This window comes from Gloeotrichia echinulata CP02, from assembly GCA_038087035.1.
Taxonomy (GTDB): domain Bacteria; phylum Cyanobacteriota; class Cyanobacteriia; order Cyanobacteriales; family Nostocaceae; genus Gloeotrichia; species Gloeotrichia echinulata.
Genome location: CP051187.1, coordinates 5,867,762 through 5,889,145, shown reverse-complemented (window position 1 = coordinate 5,889,145; position 21,384 = coordinate 5,867,762). Strand labels below are relative to the sequence as shown.

At 42.3% G+C, this 21,384-nt stretch carries 21 protein-coding genes and 1 pseudogene; 14 read left to right on the top strand and 8 right to left on the bottom strand.

The window, feature by feature from the left end:
- Nucleotides 1–155: 155 nt before the first annotated feature.
- The 4 genes from HEQ19_31380 (at nucleotide 156) to HEQ19_26145 (ending at nucleotide 1,926) form a co-directional block, all read left to right on the top strand.
- Nucleotides 156–437 (top strand): type II toxin-antitoxin system ParD family antitoxin, encoded by a 282-nt coding sequence (locus HEQ19_31380; protein ID WZI67027.1) that lies wholly within the window; start codon nucleotides 156–158, stop codon nucleotides 435–437.
- Nucleotides 434–841 (top strand): type II toxin-antitoxin system VapC family toxin, encoded by a 408-nt coding sequence (locus HEQ19_26155; GenBank protein ID WYM02442.1) that lies wholly within the window; start codon nucleotides 434–436, stop codon nucleotides 839–841. The genes HEQ19_31380 and HEQ19_26155 overlap by 4 nt, the downstream gene beginning before the upstream one ends.
- A gap of 333 nt (nucleotides 842–1,174) precedes the next feature.
- A complete protein-coding gene (locus HEQ19_26150; GenBank protein ID WYM03633.2) occupies nucleotides 1,175–1,477 on the top strand; it encodes a hypothetical protein in 303 nt (100 codons plus the stop codon).
- The gene (locus tag HEQ19_26145) at nucleotides 1,474–1,926 is read left to right on the top strand and encodes a hypothetical protein (GenBank protein ID WYM02441.1); all 453 of its coding nucleotides are present in this window, start codon (nucleotides 1,474–1,476) and stop codon (nucleotides 1,924–1,926) included. Before HEQ19_26150 ends, HEQ19_26145 begins: the two co-directional genes overlap by 4 nt.
- A gap of 197 nt (nucleotides 1,927–2,123) precedes the next feature.
- Here HEQ19_26145 and HEQ19_26140 read toward each other — a convergent pair whose 3' ends face one another.
- The gene (locus HEQ19_26140) at nucleotides 2,124–2,429 is read right to left on the bottom strand and encodes a HigA family addiction module antitoxin (GenBank protein WYM02440.1); all 306 of its coding nucleotides are present in this window, start codon (nucleotides 2,427–2,429) and stop codon (nucleotides 2,124–2,126) included.
- Nucleotides 2,430–2,440: 11 nt separating this feature from the next.
- Complete coding sequence (locus tag HEQ19_26135; GenBank protein WYM02439.1) at nucleotides 2,441–2,737, bottom strand: type II toxin-antitoxin system RelE/ParE family toxin; 297 nt, start codon at nucleotides 2,735–2,737, stop codon at nucleotides 2,441–2,443.
- 178 nt (nucleotides 2,738–2,915) lie between these two features.
- On the opposite strand from HEQ19_26135, the gene rsmA reads away from it, so the two are divergent.
- From rsmA to HEQ19_26120, 3 genes are read left to right on the top strand one after another with little or no spacing between them, the layout of a single operon-like run.
- Nucleotides 2,916–3,734 carry a 16S rRNA (adenine(1518)-N(6)/adenine(1519)-N(6))-dimethyltransferase RsmA gene (rsmA, locus tag HEQ19_26130; GenBank protein ID WYM02438.1) on the top strand — a complete coding sequence of 273 codons (819 nt, stop codon included), beginning with the start codon at nucleotides 2,916–2,918 and terminating at the stop codon, nucleotides 3,732–3,734.
- Nucleotides 3,735–3,770: 36 nt separating this feature from the next.
- Nucleotides 3,771–4,724, top strand: coding sequence for a 4-(cytidine 5'-diphospho)-2-C-methyl-D-erythritol kinase (gene ispE, locus HEQ19_26125; GenBank protein WYM02437.1), 954 nt, complete (start codon nucleotides 3,771–3,773; stop codon nucleotides 4,722–4,724).
- 20 nt (nucleotides 4,725–4,744) lie between these two features.
- On the top strand, nucleotides 4,745–5,047 hold the full coding sequence (locus tag HEQ19_26120; protein ID WYM02436.1) for a DUF3082 domain-containing protein: 303 nt from the start codon (nucleotides 4,745–4,747) through the stop codon (nucleotides 5,045–5,047).
- 41 nt (nucleotides 5,048–5,088) lie between these two features.
- On the opposite strand, the gene HEQ19_26115 is transcribed toward HEQ19_26120, so the two are convergent.
- Both HEQ19_26115 and HEQ19_26110 read right to left on the bottom strand, forming a co-directional pair.
- Nucleotides 5,089–5,955: a response regulator gene (locus tag HEQ19_26115; protein ID WYM02435.1), complete on the bottom strand. Its 867-nt coding sequence runs from the start codon at nucleotides 5,953–5,955 to the stop codon at nucleotides 5,089–5,091.
- 17 nt (nucleotides 5,956–5,972) lie between these two features.
- Nucleotides 5,973–7,280, bottom strand: a complete 1,308-nt coding sequence (locus HEQ19_26110; GenBank protein ID WYM02434.1) for an ATP-binding protein — start codon at nucleotides 7,278–7,280, stop codon at nucleotides 5,973–5,975.
- Between the two features lie 1,665 nt (nucleotides 7,281–8,945).
- Here HEQ19_26110 and HEQ19_26105 point away from each other — a divergent pair.
- The 7 genes from HEQ19_26105 (at nucleotide 8,946) to HEQ19_26070 (ending at nucleotide 14,652) form a co-directional block, all read left to right on the top strand.
- The gene (locus HEQ19_26105) at nucleotides 8,946–9,224 is read left to right on the top strand and encodes a HetP family heterocyst commitment protein (GenBank protein WYM02433.1); all 279 of its coding nucleotides are present in this window, start codon (nucleotides 8,946–8,948) and stop codon (nucleotides 9,222–9,224) included.
- A gap of 337 nt (nucleotides 9,225–9,561) precedes the next feature.
- Nucleotides 9,562–10,404, top strand: coding sequence for an indole-3-glycerol phosphate synthase TrpC (gene trpC, locus HEQ19_26100; GenBank protein ID WYM02432.1), 843 nt, complete (start codon nucleotides 9,562–9,564; stop codon nucleotides 10,402–10,404).
- 170 nt (nucleotides 10,405–10,574) lie between these two features.
- Nucleotides 10,575–11,630 (top strand): hypothetical protein, encoded by a 1,056-nt coding sequence (locus HEQ19_26095; GenBank protein ID WZI67026.1) that lies wholly within the window; start codon nucleotides 10,575–10,577, stop codon nucleotides 11,628–11,630.
- Nucleotides 11,631–11,686: 56 nt separating this feature from the next.
- Nucleotides 11,687–13,255, top strand: a complete 1,569-nt coding sequence (locus tag HEQ19_26090) for an iron uptake porin (protein WYM02431.1) — start codon at nucleotides 11,687–11,689, stop codon at nucleotides 13,253–13,255.
- A 92-nt stretch (nucleotides 13,256–13,347) separates the two neighbouring features.
- Nucleotides 13,348–13,629, top strand: a complete 282-nt coding sequence (locus HEQ19_26085) for a hypothetical protein (GenBank protein WYL98134.1) — start codon at nucleotides 13,348–13,350, stop codon at nucleotides 13,627–13,629.
- 271 nt (nucleotides 13,630–13,900) lie between these two features.
- A complete protein-coding gene (locus tag HEQ19_26075; GenBank protein ID WYM02430.1) occupies nucleotides 13,901–14,293 on the top strand; it encodes a hypothetical protein in 393 nt (130 codons plus the stop codon).
- On the top strand, nucleotides 14,275–14,652 hold the full coding sequence (locus HEQ19_26070) for a hypothetical protein (protein ID WYM02429.2): 378 nt from the start codon (nucleotides 14,275–14,277) through the stop codon (nucleotides 14,650–14,652). The genes HEQ19_26075 and HEQ19_26070 overlap by 19 nt, the downstream gene beginning before the upstream one ends.
- Before the next feature lie 70 nt (nucleotides 14,653–14,722).
- On the opposite strand, the gene HEQ19_26065 is transcribed toward HEQ19_26070, so the two are convergent.
- The 4 genes and pseudogenes from HEQ19_26065 to HEQ19_26055 all read right to left on the bottom strand — a co-directional run bounded on the left by HEQ19_26065 (nucleotide 14,723) and on the right by HEQ19_26055 (nucleotide 21,221).
- Entirely contained in the window at nucleotides 14,723–19,891 is a 5,169-nt protein-coding gene (locus HEQ19_26065) for a caspase family protein (GenBank protein WYM02428.1), read from the bottom strand.
- Nucleotides 19,892–20,222: 331 nt separating this feature from the next.
- Nucleotides 20,223–20,432: pseudogene (locus HEQ19_31375) on the bottom strand (type II toxin-antitoxin system HicB family antitoxin).
- Complete coding sequence (locus HEQ19_31370) at nucleotides 20,429–20,560, bottom strand: hypothetical protein (GenBank protein ID WZI67025.1); 132 nt, start codon at nucleotides 20,558–20,560, stop codon at nucleotides 20,429–20,431. The pseudogene HEQ19_31375 and the gene HEQ19_31370 overlap by 4 nt, the downstream one beginning before the upstream one ends.
- Before the next feature lie 184 nt (nucleotides 20,561–20,744).
- On the bottom strand, nucleotides 20,745–21,221 hold the full coding sequence (locus HEQ19_26055) for a HEAT repeat domain-containing protein (GenBank protein ID WYM02426.1): 477 nt from the start codon (nucleotides 21,219–21,221) through the stop codon (nucleotides 20,745–20,747).
- Nucleotides 21,222–21,384 lie beyond the last annotated feature (163 nt).

Here is a 21,384-nt window from a genome sequence, read left to right as displayed (position 1 = left end):
GCACCCTACGGGCTACAAAATTCCCCTAAATTTATAACTAGCAACTTGGGTTATTAGGTTATAATAGTTACTGCTCATTAAAAGTGGAGAAGCAATTACAAGTTACAGATGAGTGGTGGGAACAAAAACGTGCTTTTATACAAGGGTTTTAACCTATGAATTTGTCTTTAACTCCAGAGCTTGAGCAGTTTATTCAAAGTCAGATTGAAAGTGGTAAGTATGCAACTGCTGCGGAAGTAATTCTTGATGCTCTCAAGGTATTTGCAGCAGGGAAATATCTTGACAAAGGTTACATTGAAGTGCAATCATCGGCAAAAACACCGGAAGAATTAGGCTGGCCTGCTGGTTTTTTTGAGCAGACGGCAGGGTGTCTGCAAGATGATCCTCTGGTAAGATATCCCCAAGGAGAATATGAAGTACGGGAGTCGTTAGAGTGATTTATTTATTAGATACCAATGCTTGCATTGTTTATCTAAATCGTCCAATTTCTGGTGTACGGCGACACTTAGAGTCTTTACGACCCCAGGATATTGCTGTTTGTTCTGTTGTGAAAGCTGAACTATTTTATGGTGCGAGAAAAAGCAATAACCCTCAACGCACGTTAGCTTTACAGTCAAGTTTTCTGAATAATTTTGTTTCTCTGCCTTTTGATGATGCAGCAGCTACAATATTTGGGAGAATTCGTGCTGAATTGGCAAATTTAGGTACGCCTATTGGCCCTTATGATTTGCAAATTGCATCAATTACCCTGACACATAATTTAATATTAGTTACGCACAATACGAGTGAATTTAGTCGGGTCAATGGGTTACAATTTGAAGATTGGGAAGCAGAAGGTTGATAATTGAGCCGGACAAGTCTTCGGTTTGTTTACCAATGGGGAAATTTTAATTTACAGGGATTTTCAGGTAAATAGACCATGTGTTTGGGGCGCAAGGCCTTGCGCCTCCCGGTACTGTGGTTATTGCGTGAAGGCGATCGCGTAACCCAACACTGCGTTAAAATTAGACTATAATCCAATACAGTTCAGTTAAGGAAAATTGTCGTAGGGGCACGGCACGAATAAAATTGTCGTTAGAAGAAAAAATTGTGGATGCCGTGCCCCTACAGTGTATATCATTCGAGGCTAACTGAACTGTATTGGACTATAATCTAAGCGCAGTAACCTTCATATATGGCAGACCGTTCTAGCTCAAGAGCAACGTCTCTTGAATTGCTGCTTGCTGAAATTCAGGCGACTCCTAGAGAGTATTGGCCAGATTTACTCGATACCTTGCGTCAGTTTCGGCAGAAAATTCCATCAGATGCTCCATCTGTTGTCAATGTCGAACAAGCACGGAAAAATCAAGCAGCGATCGACCTTTTAGACTCTTGGCTTGGCGACAATGAAGATGCGTCAGAACATCAGCGGGCTTGGGAATTTTTGAAACCTGCTCTTGATGAAGATCGGTTGTCGGATCGTCTCTTATTCCCATGAGTCGTTTGATTTTGTTAGATTCAGGTCCACTGGGGATGGTAACGAATCCCAAAGCTAAAGGTATTCCCCAAGACTGTCAACTGTGGCTCAAATCTCTCCTGAAACGAGGAGAAAGGGTTGCTATTCCCGAAATTGCAGATTATGAAGTGCGCCGTGAGCTTCTTCGCGCTGGTTTATTACAAAGTTTGCGCCGACTTGACAATTTGAAGCAAACCCTCGAATATATTTCCATCCAGACAGATACAATGTTGCTAGCGGCTAGACTGTGGGCAGAAGCTCGGCAAACTGGACAACCCACTGCGGATGCTAAAGCATTAGATGGGGATGTTATTCTCTCTGCTCAAGCCCGTATTCTCTGTGATGAGACGACACAGGTGGTAGTTGCGACAACTAACGTAGGTCATCTGTCCCGGTTTATCACCGCCTTGGATTGGCAATCCATTGACTGAATTTGTTTGTTTATTAATTATGACAAAAAACACAAAATATGTGGCTCCAAAAAACCGGAGATGTCGTAGGGGTTTAGCATTGCTAAACCCCGAAAACGCGGGTGTGTTTACCATCAAAGTAATAATTAATCAAAGCCTGAAACAACGTATTTTGGTAAAAGCATACCATGCCAAATTTGTACAGTGCGTAAGTCCTACTACATAATATTCCCAAAAGTTAGTATGGCATTCAGGTCTTCTTTTTCTTCTTTCAAGACGTGGTATAGTTCCCAATTTTGTTGCAGGTTTAACCAAAACTCAGGGCTATTTCCAAAGAACTTTGCTAACCGTAAAGCAGTACTTGGTGTGACTCCACGCTGTCTATTTACCAGTTCATTGATCAGCTCATAGGAAACGTGAATGCTTTTTGCTAGTTCCTCTGATGATATCGCCAAAGGTTCGAGAAAATCTTGCAGTAAAATTTCTCCTGGATGTGTGGGAGGACGATATTTAGGTACTCTCATTACAATATACCTCAATCATGATAATCGACGATTTCAACCTCAGAAGCTCCTGTTGCTGTCCACACAAAGCACATGCGATATTGAGCATTAATCCGAATACTATACTGCCCTTTTTTCTCACCCTTTAACGCTTCCAATCTATTACCCGGTGGTACTTTCATATCATCCAAAGAAATTGCTGCATTTAGTTGGTCTAGTTTCCTTTGAGCGACATTCCAAAGATTGACGGGGCACGTTTTTCGAGCGTCTTTTGAATCGTTCCCATCAAAAATATCTTCAGTGCCTTTGTCTTTGAATGACAGTATCATAAGCAAGATGATAGCACAGATGTCATGCTATGGCAACAACTATCTCTACCATATAAATTACTTTAAGTCAAGATAAAAACCGACAAAATCGCTAAAAAACCGACAACCTAAAGTAAGAAAAAAGTAAGAAATGGATTTTTTTGTAAAAGCTGAAACGCATACAGAGAGGGAGGAATAGATGGTACAACCGCGCAGGGTCTTTGCTCAACATTGGCTCAAAAGTGAAAAGGCTCTCGACGCTATCGTCCAGGCGGGAGGGTGTACGTCAAGCGATCGCATCCTGGAAATCGGTCCTGGTACCGGTATCCTCACACGGCGATTACTACCTTTGGTACAATCTTTGGTCGCCGTGGAAATAGACCGCGATTTATGTCAATTATTAGTTAAGCAACTCGGTAAAAAGGAAAATTTTCTCCTGTTACAAGGTGATTTTCTCATGTTGGATTTAGCAGCAAATTTAACCCCATTCCCCAATTTCCACAATCCCAATAAAGTGGTTGCTAATATCCCCTACAATATCACAGGTCCAATCATCGAAAAGCTTTTGGGTACTATCGCTAATCCTAATCCCCACCCATTTGATTTAATTGTGTTACTCGTGCAAAAAGAAGTCGCAGAAAGGTTGTATGCTAAACCAGGGTCAAAAATTTTTGGAGCTTTAAGTGTGCGGGTACAATATTTGGCTGAATGTGAGTTGATTTGTCCAGTCCCAGCAAGTGCATTTTATCCACCGCCAAAAGTCGATTCCGCAGTCGTCCGGTTACGTCCCCGACAAATCGAAACACCCGCACTCGATACACGAAAATTCGAGAATTTAATTAAGCTGGGGTTCGGCGCCAAACGCAAAATGTTACGAAATAATTTACAACCAGTAATAGAACGCGATCGCCTGTCCCAATTACTGGAACAATTAAATATAAATCCCCTCTCCCGCGCTGAAGACCTCAGCGTCAATCAATGGATAACTCTAGCAAATCAGTTAGAAGTTAAAAGTTAGAATCTCTCCCACTCTCCTAGTCCCCGTCTCTTGAAAATGCGTTCCTACACCCTCACCGCCCCTGCTAAAATCAACCTATATCTCGAAATCATTGGTAATCGTCCTGATGGGTTTCACGAGTTAGCAATGATACTGCAAAGTATTGAGCTGGCTGACCAAATAGATTTGCGTGCTGCTAGCACAGACAATATCCGCGTCTACTGCGACCACCCGCAAGTACCGACAGATAAAACTAATTTGGTATACCGAGTAGCCGAATTGATGGCGACCCAATTTCCCGACGCCTTTAGCAAATATGGCGGTTTAGATATTACCATTAAGAAGCACATTCCCGTAGCGGCTGGGTTGGCTGGAGGTTCCACCAATGCAGCAGCGGTGTTGGTGGGGATAGATTTATTATGGGATTTAGGACTAACTCAGTCAGAATTAGAAGAATTGGGAGCTACACTCGGTTCAGATGTACCGTTTTGCGTCGCCGGTGGAACCGTAATCGCGACAGGTAGAGGTGAACAACTTTCTCCCCTACCAGGTTTGGATCAAATATATATAGTATTGGCAAAATATCGCAGCTTGGAAGTTTCTACCGCTTGGGCATATAAAACCTATCGTCAGCAGTTCGGTAGTACCTATATTAGAGATACCGCAAGTTTAGCAGCTCGTGCTAACGCAGTCCATTCAGGTTCGATGGTTCAAGCTATCCTCAAAAAAGACACCAAAGAAATCGCCCATAAATTGCACAATGATTTAGAGCGCGTGGTCTTACCAGAATATCCCCAAGTTTTGCAACTGCGGGAATTGTTTGCAAATCAGCAAGGCGTTTTAGCAGCAATGATGTCTGGTTCTGGTCCTTCGGTGTTTGCTTTATGTGAAACTCAACAGCAAGCAGAAGCAGTGAAGCAGTATGTCAGACAGACAATTCCTGACGAAGATTTAGAATTGTTTGTGACGCGGATGATTACACATGGGATTCAGGTAGCGTCGTCAGTTTAACACCAAAACACGAAGAAAAAATGAGTGACCAAAATTTAACTCCACAATCAGCAACTCCGTTACGTGCTGTAATTGGGGCGATAACGTCGGGAGGAGTAGGATATGCACTGTATTCTCTCATGATTGCGATCGCCACAAATTTTGCTAACAAACCCATCCATTCAGAGAATGTATTAGTCATCAGAATTACCTCTGCTGTTCGTACCCTAGTTCTGGGTGTCACAGCTTTAGGAACAGGGATATTTGGAGTCGTAGCTATTGGTTTGTTGGCTTTGGGTGTGCAATTATGGTTGCAAAAGTTGACCAAGCAAAAGGAAGGATGAAACTTGACCCTTGACCCTTAACCCTTGACCCTTGACCAAAATCAACCGCAATTTAAAGGTAAGTAGTTCCTCTCTATCTCACCAGTTTTGACCAGTTGTAGCTTCGTGTTTGTGGAAGTCTCCAAGATTTGGTGCTGTTTTCTCCAAGTTTTGGGAGGTAAACCGTGCTGTTCACGAAAATGGCGAGAGAAATGACAAGCATTTTGATAGCCAAGTGATCTAGCTACCTGCTCAATTGTTTGGTTAGTATTTATCAATAAAGGACGCGCAGCAGCCATGCGGCGTTTGAGAATCCAACCGTTAACAGTATCTCCTGTTTGTTGTGCCACTTTATGTGTTAAATAAGCAGGTGAATAACCCACAGCTTCAGCCACATCAGACAAAGTAATCCCTTTGTGATAATGAGCTTCGATGAAGTCGAAAACATCTTTGAGTTGGGGAACCAATGGAAAAATTGAATCAGACGTGACGGGTAATGTTGGTGAGACTTGATGAGAGTTAGTAGCGTACCAGTATCTCAGAAGAGATTGTTTTTCAAATCGGATCGCGATCGCTCTGAGCAATTCCTCTACTGTTGAGGGTTTGGTAAGATAGTCATCAGCTCCCAATTCCATACCTTTGCGAACATCTGCCTTAGTATCGCTACCAGTCAGAAAAATAAAGGGAATAATTGCCGTAATCGGATCTTGACGTAAATGAGTCAGAACACTATAACCATCTATATCTGGCATCAGAATATCGCAAATCACTAAATCGGGTAAATACTCCTGTGCTTTTTGGATACCAATCAGACCGTTTTGGGCACTTATCGTCTCAAAGCCTTCAGCCTCAAGACAGTCTAAGAAGAGATTGCGGGTAACAGCATCATCTTCAACCACGAGAATTTTTTTCGCCGATTCGTAGATCATTGTCATCTGTACAAGAGTTATGGGGTTACAGTTGAACTGGAAACTGGCAATATGACAGTAACAATAGTGCCTATATCAACTTCACTTTCCACGGTGATTTGACCACCTTGTAAATCCACAAGGGTTTTGACAATCGATAACCCTAGTCCAGTACCGTGAATATTATGATTACTACCCCGATAAAATGGTTCAAATAATCGTTGTTGATCTGCTACCGGAATCCCAATTCCGGTATCTTGGATCTCGAAAATTACTTTCTGCTTCCGACAAGAGAGTTTCATATCAACTGGACTGTAGTTTGGGGAATAGTTAATTGCATTTTCTAGCAAGTTCTTCAACATAGGCTCCAACAATTTTTCATCCATACAAACCCTACCACAGTTACCTTGGGTGACAAAATTGATTCGGTGCTGACTACTGCTAATCTGTATTTGGGTCACTAACTCGTTGCAAAAACTCACCAAATCCAGCGGTTTTGGCTGAAAATTTAGTTTTGCAGCTTCAGCCTTAGTGAAAAATAAAAGATCATCCAATAAATGGCTGATATGTTCCACAGATATTTGAATGCGATCCAGTAATGTGCGGATTTTTTCCCCTGTCCATTCGTTGATATGACGCTTGAGTAAGCTATTAGAAAATGAAACTACATTCAGCGGTGTACGGAATTGATGGCAGAGCATAGACACAAATTGCACTCTGATTTCACTCAGTTGCTTTGCTTGTGTTAAAGCGTAAAGAATCTCCGATGCTGTTTGTTTTGTATCACTGATATCAATGTGAGAACGTAGCAAAGAAAGGGATGTTTCTAGTTTGATTTCCTTCCGTTTCAACGCCGTAATTTCTTGCTGTAAAATCTCATTACTATCCTTTAATTCATTAATCGACTTTTGGAGGCTCAAATCTACTACTTCATCACTCTTTTCCCGCGCAAAAACATAGCCAAAATCCCTACCTTGGTGTTTTACATAAGTGATAGTTACTTCCACCCAAAATATCCGACTTCTCTTAGTTCGATAGCGAGATTTAAAGATGAAAGAAGGCTGTGATTGCAGCTTAGAAGCACAGCAGCGCCACTTCTCTAACCAATCATGTAGCGAAAAATCTATATCTATATCATTCAGTGACATGGAAAGTAATTCCTCACGGGAATACTCAGTCATGCGGCTCGTTGCATCATTAACATATAGAAATTGCGCGTTTGCTCCCACACAAAAAGCAGCATCTACAACCTGATTGATCAGGAAATCAGCAAAATTCAACTCTGCTGCTGGCTGTAGCGCCAATTGAGAGTTGGATTGAACTAACGTATACTCGCCACAATTCATATCCCTACTCGCTCCTGTGAAACCGTCGGCACTATATCCATAAATAAGCTGATCATCACATTTTTCTAAAATCCAAATCTTGCCATCATAGTTCCTAGTCCTTTCTCATGGGTTCTGGTGTACGCAATTCATCAAGACTACTTACTTTATTTTTGTTAATAACAATTTTTCATGTTTGTTACTGAAAGTCAATCTATCTCTTGGATATCAAATTAAATAGCCGATTAAAGCCAAGAAAAATTCCAGCATTAAGACAATTTTAATATCATCCAATAGTCATCAGTAAAGCGGGGTGTAACCCCTTATGGGATGGGTAAAATATTCAAAAATATATGAACAATTCCTAATTCGTAATTACATTCAGGATGGATGTATACCCGACCCTTAAGGGGACTACCTATAGAGGTATGGTGTTCCGCTTCAGGATAATTACCTGAGCGTAGCCCATTACAAATTACGAAGAGCATATAGCACTTCCTATTCAGATGAGGTACAAAATTGTATCACGCGATGTAGGGGCACGGCAGTGCCGTGCCCTTACCGATGTACCTCACTAGGGCGAGAAACGCTATAATTATTGTTCATTCACCAGAGATAAATGGCACATAGCATTTTGAAAGATTGAGTTGATGGAGGTTTCATAGCTTGGTAAAATCTACTAATTGTCATTGACTCTCTGTCTCAATATTCTGTTCCATGACAAATGACGACCTACTCCAGTAAAGCCTACGGCATAGCGTAGCGTAAAGCGACGTAGGAGCGTCTTTTAGATTTTTACAGACAGATGGGGTCTTGCTTCCCAAAAAATCTAAAATCCAAAACTTGTACTGAGCGTACCACTACGTGGAAGCAAGCTACGCGCAGCGTCCCGCTCTTAAGTCGTTGGCGTAGCCTCTCGTAGAGAAGTATCCAAAATCCAAAATTCGGAGGGTCAGTCCTGACACCCCTACTAGATTTCTGCCTAAATGTACTATTTAATTCTTGCTCCACAATATTATCGTTTTGTCAATTCCAGTTTAGACCGATTTGCCCAGGGACTTTTTGCGTAAACAGGCAAATTCTTCTTCATAAATTTCACTTCTCTTATTTTACTCTCTCAGGGATTTAACTATATAATAATCCTTTAAGTCATCTGTCAGAAGGAATACTTTTTTATGCACAAATTAGATGTTGATACTTTAGTCATCTATCCAAAGATATAAAAAAGCTTAAAAATTGATGTATTGATGAACACATTGCTGCTTTGCAATAGCTGAAAATTTCAAGACCGAAAAAATAGATAAGTCTATCAAAAAATTCTGCTCACATCCATTCCGGAAAATTGAGTAGGCTTAACGAAGAAGCAGCTTCTATAACACAGTTCATTTGTAGTGGCAGGTTGAATATCAATTCTCTGTAAAGATGATTCATAAAGCCCAAACTCTAGAAGGGAGTGGCTCTATGTAGCTTGCCAAAGACTAAAGTACAAAGCCTGAAAATTCAGGCTTGATTAACTGTATACGAATAGGGTTAGAGTCCCAAATATACTTTAAGCAGAGAAAAATCTGACTGCTTAAACTCACCCCTATTTTCAATAGCAACCCAAAATATCAATAAAAACCTGGGTTTTGTCAAAAACTAAGGAGTAAATCTGCTGGTTTTAGTTAACAGGGGGTAATATCATTCATGAATCAAAAAATCACTGCTAGTAATCCACCACTAGGTAAAAAAATTAATACAGAACAAATTGAACAAATCGTCAAAGCAATTATTGCTGGAAAGTATTCCTGGGCCTGTGTCTTAATTCTCCGGTTTGCAGGCTATAACCCTATAGATTACATACCCTACCGCACCTACATCAGATTACTCAAAAACAACTGCCTAGTTGAAAGGAGCGAGCAAAATCCCAAAAATAGCGATACTTTAGACAATTTTACCTCAAATTCGATTCCTACCTATAAGTGAAAATCCAGCAAGCAATTGAGAATGAAGGTATTCGGCTGAAATAATTCATAATTCAAAATTCAAAATTTAGCGGATAGGGGGATTAAACCCATTAATTAAAAATGAATTGCGAATGGCGAATGGTAAATTGATAATTACTGCGGATTTTTATGCTGAAGACCTCATATTTCTACTTTCTTAGTCATCCCATTTATCCCTTCCTAGTATAGCAACCGCCAAAGTGCTTAGGACATTAACTGATGATAAAACCTAGACACAATCAGACTTGTAACCCAGTCCCCAGCGATGCACTGAGCTTGCCGAAGTGTCCCCAGTCCCCAGTCCCCTGCTATAGCTTATGATTTACCCAATTACGAATACTAATACCCATCTGCAACCTATTCTTAAAGAGATTATGTGGCAGAAAAAACAAGAAGTCGCACAATTACACCAAGAGATGTCTTTAGCTTCTTTGCAACGCCAATTAACTGCAGTTCCGAGTGTACGAGACTTCTTCACCGCCTTACAGCAGAGTTCTCATCGACCCAGACTGATTGCAGAAGTCCAGAAAGCATCACCAAATTATGGCATCATCCGTGCAGACTTTGACCCCCTAGCGATCGCCAAAGCTTATGAGCGTAGCGGCGCAACTTGCATATCCGTCTTCACAGAAGCAACATTCTATCAGGGCGGTTTTGACCAATTGCGAATTATCCGCCAGAGAGTAGCATTGCCCCTACTATGCAAAGATTTTATCATTGACCCATGCCAAATTTATTTAGCAAGGTCAGCCGGAGCAGATGCCATCCTACTGATTGCAGCCATTCTATCAGATCGCGAACTCCAAGACTTCATGCGCGTGATACACTATTTAGGCATGAATGCCCTAGTCGAAGTGCATACCCTAGCAGAACTAGATCGAGCGCTCAAGCTAGATGACCTACGCCTAGTCGCAATCAACAATCGCAATCTCGAAGATTTCACCATCGATATCAACACCACTGACAGACTGCTCACAGCCAGGCGATCGCAATTACAAAACTTAGGCGTTATGGTCGTCAGTGAATCTGGATTATATACACCCACTGATTTATCCCAGGTAGCTGAGTTTGGTACAGATGCAGTCCTCATCGGCGAATCTTTAGTTAAACAAGACGATATAGAACAGGCTGTGCGTACTCTCCTCAGACTTCATCCTTAACTATATTTCGGCGCCGTTGTTCGTAGTTGCGCTAATAGCACTCTTGATCAAGGGAGCGCTATTAGTGCAGCTTTCCCGTAGAGTAGCGCAACCACAAACAAATAAATCAATTCACCTATATACTAATATAAAATCAAGTCCAATAAAATGAAAAAATTTAAGGTAAAACTGTGATCAAATCCCACATCAAGTCACTAACTCAAACCTTAATTGTTAGCAGTCTACTAACAGTATATTGGATAGCTCCAGTACTGGCAGCACCAGACCAGCAACTAACCAGTGCAGAAGTCTACAAACTAATCAAGATGGTCGAACTGCTGCTACAAAACCAAACTCAACGACCAGCAAAACAAAAAGATATCATCCAACCACGAGATGCAGTCAGAACAGGCGTTAGTTCTGAAGCTCAATTATTCTTCAACGATAAATCTCTCATTCGCGTAGATCAAAGTAGCACCTTTCGATTTGAACCAGGGTTACGTCGCTTTCAACTACCAAATCGCATTGCCCTGCTAGAAACAATATTTAAACTAGAAAATGGGACAGCTTTAATTTTAAGTCCCCCTGGTAGTGTTGCTACCGAAATTGCCACACCAGAAAGTCAAATTAGTATCTTAGCACCACGTCCCGCCACCATCTCATCCCCAACTACCAACTTAGTGGCGACTAAAAGCAGCAAATTAAGTCAAAATAGCAGCGAAAAACTATTTATCCCCGCACAGAAAGCTAGTGCAGTCTTAATTACTCATAATACAACCAACAATACCACCCAAGTTTTTGCCCTTACCGATGGTGACATCAAAATATCAGACCAAAACGGGAAAAAAACCGTGGCTTTACAAGGAGGTCAGACAGTCGCAGTCAAAAATGGCGTCGTGGGAACCGTCCAGGAATTCGACTTACAAGGAGTTTATAAACTCATTTCCCTCACTGCTGGACTAGGACCTAGACAAGAAACTATAGTTGCTCAAGAGTCTCCCCCAGTACAAGAAACAATCAACGCCGTACGGATGGAAACTTTAGCAGCATTGAGAAATCAAGCCAAAAGATTTGCGGGATTTGCGAAAAACTTCGTCACCGAAGCACTCGATGGTGAATCTAGTAGGTTGAATCCTCGTCCAGGTCCATCTATCAGAGTCAGCAACCAGCAACGCATTAATAATACAGATATACCAGCAGCTTATTTGCGGTCTAATTCCCCAACACAAACTCCAAACCCTCCCTAATTTTTTCACATATTATTTAATCACAGGAAAATCTCAGTCCCCAGTCCCCAGTCCCAATGATCACCGTTAAAAAAGATTTATTGCTTCTATCAGGCGCAGCACTATTATGTTTAACAGCACCAGCATTAGCAGAAGCAGACACATGTACAGATATAACATGTGACCAATTAGCTCAAAAAACAGACACAGAAAGAGTGACATCAGTCTCACAATTATCTGATGTCCAACCCAGTGATTGGGCATTTGCCGCCTTACAATCTTTAGTAGAACGTTACGGTGTAATTGCTGGTTATACAGATGGTACATTTAAAGGGAATCGGGCATTAACTCGTTATGAATTTGCCGCAGGTTTAAATGCAGCACTAGATAAAATTAATGAATTAATTGCAGCCGGTGCATCAGCACAAGTCAGCAAAACCGACTTAGAAACTATCCAAAAACTGCAAACAGAATTTGCACCAGAAATTGCCAATTTACGCAGTCGAATAGATAAATTAGAAGCTCGTACTGCTAACTTAGAAGCACAACAATTTTCCACCACAGTGCGTTTGGGAGGACAAGTAATCTTTGGACTCACAACAGGTTTTGGCGGTTCCCCCCCAGGAAACGGAGAAGCCAACACAATTCTCAGTCACCTGACACAATTACAGCTTGTATCATCGTTTACCGGAAAAGACAGATTGCGAGTTGGCTTAGTCACAGGTAATACCGCTGGTGATGGCTTCGCAAATCCGGCATCATTTAACACCAGCATGGCTAGACTTTCCTGGCAAGCAAATTATGATAATCAAGTAAAAGTAGATTCTGTAGAATATCGATTTGCGACCCTAGGCGATCGCATTGTTTTTACCTTCAAACCAGTAGGCTTTAGTTTAAGCAGCGTACTCAGCGTCAACACCCCCTACGCCGATGCAGGTCAGGGTGCAATCTCCCAATTTGCCGGTTACACACCCATCTTCAAAATCGGTAGTCTTGATGCAGGCGTAGGCTTTGACTGGTTAGTTTCCAATCAACTGCGCTTACAATTTGCCTATGGTACCAGAGATAGCAATAATAGCAGTCAGGGAATATTTGCCTCAGATCATAGCGCCTTGGGAGTGCAACTTTTATACAAGCCAACGCCTTCCCTAATCGCTGGGTTAGGTTATGTAAACGCCTATGCTAGCAATGGGCAATTAGACACAGGCACGGGCAGTATTAATGCGGATACATCCGACGGATTTAACGAACCAGCGCAAATTAATGCTATTAATGGTAGCGTCAAATGGCAATTAACAGACCAAATAATATTTGGCGCTTGGGGAGGTTTAATAACAACAGATTCCCTCAAATCAAACGCTTCTGCTAGTAGTAGCACCTACCAATTTTCTTTAGGATTATATGACCCCTTTGGCAGAAAAGGTGATTTATTAGCCTTGTTAGTCGGTCAACCCCCAAAATTATATTCTGGTAGATTAATTACAGAAGATAAAAGCACTTCCATGCATTACGAAGTTTTTTATCGTTATTTAGTTAGTGATAATATAGCCATCACTCCCGGCTTTTTTATCGTCACCGACCCCGAAAACATTTCCAGCTACAAAGATATTTTTATCGGCGCCATTCGCACTACCTTTAGTTTTTAAGTACAAAATAATTTATAATTCAAATTGCGTGAACGGGAGCAACTTCTGTCTTCACAATTCGGTGTTTCGCGCACTCAGTAGCAGCTTCAGCCTTGACGTTATCAACTTCAGCCTTGACGTTATCAGCTACAGCCTTGACAATTCAGTGTTTCGCGCAGTCTGTAGCAGCTACAGCCTTGACGTTATCAGCTACAGCCTTGACAATTCAGTGTTTCGCGCAGTCTGTAGCAGCTACAGCCTTGACAATTGAGTGTTTCGCGCAGTCTGTAGCAGCTACAGCCTTGACGTTATCAGCTACAGCCTTGACAATTGAGTGTTTCGCGCAGTTAGTAGCAGCTACAGCCTTGACGTTATCAACTTCTGCTTTCATTTAACCTTATTTCTGTTCAATCTTCTACCCATTCCCCCCCCTCGATGGTTTTCATATCTACAGCGAAATTTTTCCCGCACTCAAACGCTTAGAAGAAACCCAGTTTGGTATATTTGCATTAGTAATGATATTTCTGATTCCCGAATTTGGGGATGGACTGAGTGCGATCGCCGATTTTATGATTAACACCAGTCTAAAAATATTAGGCACAGGTATTTAGCTGTTGATCATGTTACGCTAGTATCAATACAAACGAATGAATGTACTTGAGTTTTATGACCGTTGCTCAGTCAGCGAAACCCTCCAGTAGCAACATTACGGTAACATTAAAGCGGCTCGTGGCTCTTTTGGAAGAAGATGAGACAGATGAGTATGGAATTTTACAACCGAGCCAATCCGCCTTTAAGTTAGCGATGCGATTGGTTGTAGATGCTTATGAAGCAATGGGCGATCGCTTTCCCAAAGCATCAGCTGCGACGGATGAGGAAGGTAGCATTCGATTAACATGGAGCAAACTATCGCCTGAATGTGAAGTACGCTTGGTCTGTCCAGCTACTTCCGCAAAAAATGCTTATCTGTACCACGAATTAGGAGATAATTACGCAGTTGAAACAGATGTCACAACATCCGTACTTGTGCAATGGTTGGAGTGGATCAACCAAGCATGAGCGAGTTTGAGCCATTACCACCAGATACAGTTGTTTATCGGGCTTTGCTGCGTAAACAGTGGATTGATGAAGATACAGGTCGCGTGAAAGCGGATGCTTATTTTCTGCGAGCTTCAGAACCAGGACTTTCGGTCAATATCGCCAGTGTGTGTTCTCCAGAACAGTGTGCGGGGTTGTTTCGCAAGTGCTATGGAGTTGCTAGCCTTGAAGTTGGACGTGTTCGGGAAATAGGCTTGGATGTCGAACAGGATTCGCGCAATCACGCTAATATAGTTGGTGTGCCCTATCGAGAAGATGACCTAGCCGAAGCAGAACGATTAGCGGGTTTGTTGGCGAAGCGATCGCAGATAGTATGGTAAGCAAATTTATGAATTCTAAAAATTTCATCCAGCTTGCTCACCAACTATTGGATAATTCTCCTGGGGTTGTTTAATCACAAATATAGCGATCGCCCTGGCTCACATTTGGGTTATTCTTGAGGTAAGCGGCAATTCGCCCGCATCCTTGACGCAGCAAATCATCTAAATCGAGATTCCACAGCATCACCCCAGCATCCTTACCACCACTCAGCAAAACCTTACCATCAGGACTGAAACTGACACTATTAACTTTGCTAGGATATCCCCAGAGAGTTTTCAACAAAGTACCGTCCGCAAGATTCCAGAGTTTGATAGAATTGTCAGCACTACCAGAAGCCAAAATTTGCCCATCAGGACTGAGACTCAAACTAGTTACACCATCGGTATGTCCCGTGAGGGTATTGATTAAACTGCCGGTTGCCACCTGCCAAAGTTTGATAGAATTATCCCAACTGGCAGTTACTAAAGTTTGACCATCTTGAGAGAACATTACAGAAGCGATCGCTAAACCATGAGCATTGATGCTTCTGACCAAACCACCATTAACTCCCCACAGCTTCACCGTATTATCAACACTACCAGAAGCTAACATCTGACCATCAGGACTAAAACTGACACTAGTCACCTCATCAGCATGTCCTTTGAGTGTTTGTAATAACCTACCATCTGACAACCGCCATAAACTAATAATTTTATCAGCACCACCAGCAGCAATCATTTTACCATCAGGACTAAAGCTAATACTCGTCACCTTCTCCTGTCCTGTTAGAACTTTAATTAACTTGTGATTTTGACTCTCCCAAATTTTAATACTTTTATCAGCGCTAGCAGTAGCTAACATTTTACCATTAGGACTAAAACTTACAGCATCAATAATATCTTGATGAGCCTTAAATATTTCCGTCTTCGCCAAATTCGCACCTTGGGAAAGCTTCACAGTTCCATCCCAACCAGCAGACGCAAACATTTTACCATCAGGACGAAAACTCACACCATAAACATCATCTGATTTGGAGTTCTGACTAGGGACATTCCACAATCTAATACTTTTATCAGCACTAGCAGAAGCAAGAAACTTACCATCAGGACTAAAACTGATATCTCTAACTTGTTCACCATGACCTTGGAGAGTAGCCAATAATTTACCATCTAATCGCCAAAACTTGATAGTTCTGTCAGCAGAAGCAGAAGCTAAAATCTGATTATCAGGACTAAACTTAATGCTGTTAACTTGTTCACCATGTCCTACCAAAGTTTGTAAAAGCTTCCCCTCAACATTCCACAACTTAATAGTTTTATCACCACCAGCAGAAGCGATAAATTTACCATCCTGACTAAACTGAATCCGAGTCACCCGTCCTTCATGTCCAGAAAGAGAATTAATTAACCTACCATTATCAGACCGCCAAACCCTCACCAAATTATCTTCACCACCAGAAGAAATAAAATTCCCATCAGGACTAAAGCAGACAGAATTTACCCAACCATCATGAGCAATCCAACTCCTAATTAAACTCCCATCAATCCGCCATAACTTAATAGTTTTATCCAAGCCAGCAGACACAACCAACTTACCATCACCACTGAAAGCCACATCAGTAACCTTATCAGTATGTCCGCCAAAAACTTTGCTCCTAAATTCTCCCGTTCCTTCCTCCCTTTGCGCCTCTGCGCCTTTGCGCGAGATAATCCAAATTTTATCACCACTAGCAGCAACCAACAGACCAGTAGGACTAAAAGCAATCGCCGTCACCCTATTATTACCCCTAATAGTCCTAATTAATTCCCCATCCCGACCCCACAACTTTATCGTCTGATCATCACTAGCAGAAGCCAGAAATTTACCATCAGGACTAAAACTGATAGCATTAACTTGTTGAGCGTGACCAGACAAACGGTTAAACTCATGAGATTGATAAACAGCCTGCTGAAAAGTCGCCACCGTTGCAAATTGAACATCTGACTGAGGAGCAAAAACCTGCTTAACTTCTCGACCAGCTTTCACACTAGCAATAATTGCTTCCAATTGCTGATGAGATAATAATAAAGCCTCCGCCGAAGCATTTAAAGCAGAGATTTCGCGTAACTGCGCCGCTTGTTTTTGCAAATAAGCAAAACCGCCGAAACCAGCAGCAGCAACACCCAAAACACTAATCACAGCCACAGCGCGTTGAGCTTGTCGTAAACGCTTTTTTTGCTCAAATTGTTGTTGTAGCCTAGCGTCTAAACAAGCAGCAATAAAACCTTGGACATCTTGAGATAATTCCTCAGTATATTTAACGTAAATTTCCTCAGCTTCAGCTAGGCGGACACCATGCAACAAAAAATCAGCCTGCTGATTATTATATTTCCACAAAGCAGCCGATTGTTCAATTTGCCGCTGCGATCGCAATCGACTACGATTTTCCTCCAACCACCAGCGCAACGTTGACCAATGACGAATCAAAATTTCATGCGCCACCTCAATTGTCACAGCTTTCGGCGATGGGGAGACTTGTACTGAGCGGAGCCGTTGGCGCAGCCTCTCGTAGAGAAGTATGGGGTGATGGGGAGAATCATAACTCCTCACTCCTAACTCCTCACTCCTAACTCCCCTACTCCCCACCTCCTCATCCAAATTCACCACCACCAACTTCGCAGCAGTCAAAGCTTGGAGAGTTCTTTCCACCAAAGCAGGGGGATATTTTTGTACCACCAAATCAGATTTAAATACCCTGCGTCTAGTATCTTCCGTCCCCTCACCTAATTGCGTCAGCGAGAGAAAAATCCACCGCGCACAATCTTGAGCTTGACCATCTAAACTTGCGTAAACCGCCTCAGCTTTGCGTTCCAACGCACCCTTAATACCGCCTATCTGTTGCTGATAAGCCGCTAAAGTCAATTCACCCCCTTGACGGAACTCCCACAACTGTTCTAATACAAATTCTAACAGCGGCAAATCACCCGCCGAGTGATTTAATTCCTGTACCAAAACCTCCACCAATTCCGGATCAACATTTAACCCCACCTGTTGAGCTGGATTAACAATCACCCGGCGGTAATCATTATCAGTTAAACTTGGCGAAACCAGCACACTTGACTGTTGTAATAACAGCGCCAATCCAGGAACTTCCAAACAAGAGGCGATAAAATCAGCGCGTAACGTAATAACTAGTTTAAACTTATCAGGAGCATATACCATAGCACCCAGCAGCAAATCCAAAAACCGCCCTCGCTCCTCAGCAGGTGAGAGAGTGAATAACTCCTCAAACTGGTCAACCACCAAAACCACCATCGGTTCAGTCCGACTCCGCAACCAGTAGACAAAACCTTCAACCCCCTGGTAAAGCATAGCCTCAAAGACCAGAGAAGAATCATCACCCCTCACTCCCTCCCCCAAACACCGCACCAACTCATCAATTGGACGCCCACCAGGACGCAGACTTTTAATTAACCAAGACTCACTACCAGGTAATAGTTTACCAGGACGCAATTGAGCAATTAAACCTGCTTTGACCACCGAAGACTTACCACTACCAGAAGCACCGACTAAAGCCAAAAATGATTGATGCGCCACTTGGCTAATTAATTGCTGAGTTAAAGATTCTCTCCCATAGAAATATTGAGCATCAGCTTCACCAAAAGAACGTAAACCAGGGTAAGGACAAATCCTTAAATCAAACCCCGCAGCTTTTTTATGAATATTTGCGCCAGAAATCGCCGGCATAATTTCAATCACACCTTGAGTACCAGACAACCAAAAGTGGACATGAAAAATTCCCGCCAATTGAACTTGTAATTGAGTAATCCAACCAGCGACAGATAAACCAGCAGAAACAGAAGCACCATTTAAAGTATCAATCAGCGCCTGAGTAAAAAAATCCCGATTATCTTTTGGCGAAGTAGCAGCAATAATACACAGACCCTTTTGAGAATCAAGCTGCAAATCTTCCACCCAATCCTTGAGAGAAGAAACCGTAGAATCAAAAATCGGACAATCAAAAATAATAATTTGTTGAGTAACTTGAGAACGACGCAATTGTTGTCTTAACCAAGAACGACTCAACCAGATATCATCTGATATTAATAAAGCCGCTTCCCCAGTCGGAGTTTCCTCCAACCGTCCGCGTAGATATAACAAAACCGTTGCAGATTCCTCACCCAGAAATTGCTGTTTAATTGGTACAGCCAAACAATCTTGAATTGCTTGACGAATATCTTCAGCAGTACTTCTTCCCGGACGCGGTAAATACTCCAACTCAAAAGCCCCAGCACCAACCAAAACCTTACTAAAATCCAGACTTACCTGACCACCACCCAGACCCTCAATCACCAAAGCAATTCTCGGAGAACGAGAATTAGCCACAACCGGAATCGACCCCAAAATTAACTCACCAACACCTTCCACAATCCGCTTCGGAGTTTGGAGCGGATACTCACTAAAAAGTTGCGAATCACCTTTACCACGCTTCTGCTGATTAATCAGACGTAACTGTTGATTAGTCTTATCTATATATTGTAGAGTTTGGTGATAGACATAGCGATAAAGACCATCAGCAAAAATAACCCCTTCAGCATCAGCAGCCTCCCCTTGCAAACCCCGCATCAAATAATAAGTAAACACCCCGTGACCCAATTCTGGAAACTCCCAAGATTGCTGATTAATATCACAAGAAAGCAAAGCATAAAAACCCTTACCTTTCCCCGCACCCCGTTGTAAAACCTCCACCAACTGCGGCGTCAAATTCAATTCAGATGCACCCCGCAGAGACATTCCCCCACTATGACAAGCATCCAACCAAACAACCTGATTTTGTGCCCCACATTTACCCAAAAGTTCCAACAAATCCTTAACAGCCAAACCAGTTATTTCCAAATTATCCTTTTGCGTATCCTGCAAACACAAAAAAGCCTGCTGCGTACTTGACTGCAGCATCCCATGACCAGAAAAATAAAATAAAACAGTATCAATTGGTCGAGCATCAGCAGCGATTTGTTGTAAACTAGCACGCACAGTAGCTAACAGAGGTTTTTCATCAGCAAAATCATGATATATTTTCACCTCCTTTAACGGAAACTGTTCCCCAGTCGCACCCATTAAAGCAGCAGCCAAAACCTGACAATCAACAGCCGAATAACGTAAAGAAGGGAGTTGAATATCTTGATATTGATTCACACCCACCAACAGCAACCACAACTGAGGAGTAGTTCTTTCCTTCCCTGAATTTGAGCGACTAGTTATAACACCGCGTGGACACATTTTATAATTGGGGAATAGTTAACTCTTACTCTCTTCTTTGCGCCTCTGCGCCTTTGCGTGAGACAAATCATCCCATAAATTGAGACAACCAGTGCATTTACACCATAGATCTACCCTCATAGTTTTATGCAGCGCAAGGCGTGAAGGGCGCAAGGCCTTGCGCCCCTACTGCGGTTGCGGAAATTTATTGGCTAGAAAGTCACCCGGCTTTTTAATTGGGGTTCAACAGCCCTTCGTCGATATCATCAAGGTTGGCGAAGACTTCCAGGAGGGATTTTTTCTTGTAGGGTTCTATGATAAGTTTTCCGTCTTCTTGTCGGATGATAACTAAAGATTGTCCTAATGTTTTTGGCTCAGGTAAAGGTTCGCCATTTTCCAAAGCTGTTTCAATTAACATTTCTAGGACTTCCTGTGCATTTTTCAGCGCCTCTTCGTAAGTGTCGCCGTGGGTACAAGGCTGCATAACATCTGTAAATTCAGGTAACAAAACAACATAACATTCGTCTTCATCTGACCATTGAATGACAATTGTATATTTCATTCTTGTGTTTCCTCTGGTTCTGCTTCTATTGTCTTTAATTGTTCCAGAAATGTAGAAATGTAGCCTGATATAGTTAAGCCCAAAAACCTTAAAGAGCGTAGGTTGGGTTGAGGAACGAAACCCAACATTTGGGGGGCTTTGTTGGGTTTCGCAGAGCCTCAACCCAACCTACGATTTTCCTTAACCGAGCAGTATTGAGATGAACCCTGCTTGCAGCAATAAGCTTTTCAATTCTCTAATTTTCTTAGGCATAACCTCAAGTTACATTCTCACTCCCCATACTTCGACAAGGCTCAGTACAAGTCTCCCCATCTATTTATTCTCCCACTCCCTCAACTTTTTCTGTGCATACTCCCGCACTACCTCATCTGGGTCATTTTCTGCTTTATCGCGCAGCAGTGGTAAAGTTTGGGGATGCTGCGGAAATTGCTTGATAATTATCTCTAGCGCAACACGGCGAGGGTTTGTTTCCCATTTTTTTTGACGCTGAAAGGGGTCATTGACAGCACAGTTATAGTAGATATCAAACAACTCCGGCTGATATTGGAAATATTTGCCTAATGCTTCCACCGCTGTACGTCGCACACGCCAGTGATCATCAGCCGTGGCGCGGTGTTGGAGCCAGGTTTTGGTGTCGGGGTCATCTTTGAAATTATTGGCTAATGCAAAGACTACAGCACTTCGCACACTGGCATGATTATCCTGGGTAGCGAGGTGTTGGAGCCAGGTTTTGGTGTCGGGGTCATCTTTGTAGTTGTCGGCTAATGCAAAGACTGCAGCACTTCGCACACAGACCTGCGTTTTCGGGGTTTAGCAATGCTAAACCCCTACGAGATCTCCGGTTTTTTGCAGCCCATATTTTGTGTTTTTTGTCAATGCGTAAGTCCTACATATATCGAACTCAGGTTAAATTATTCACATTAAGGTGCGTCAGTGCAAATAATTTCTGGCT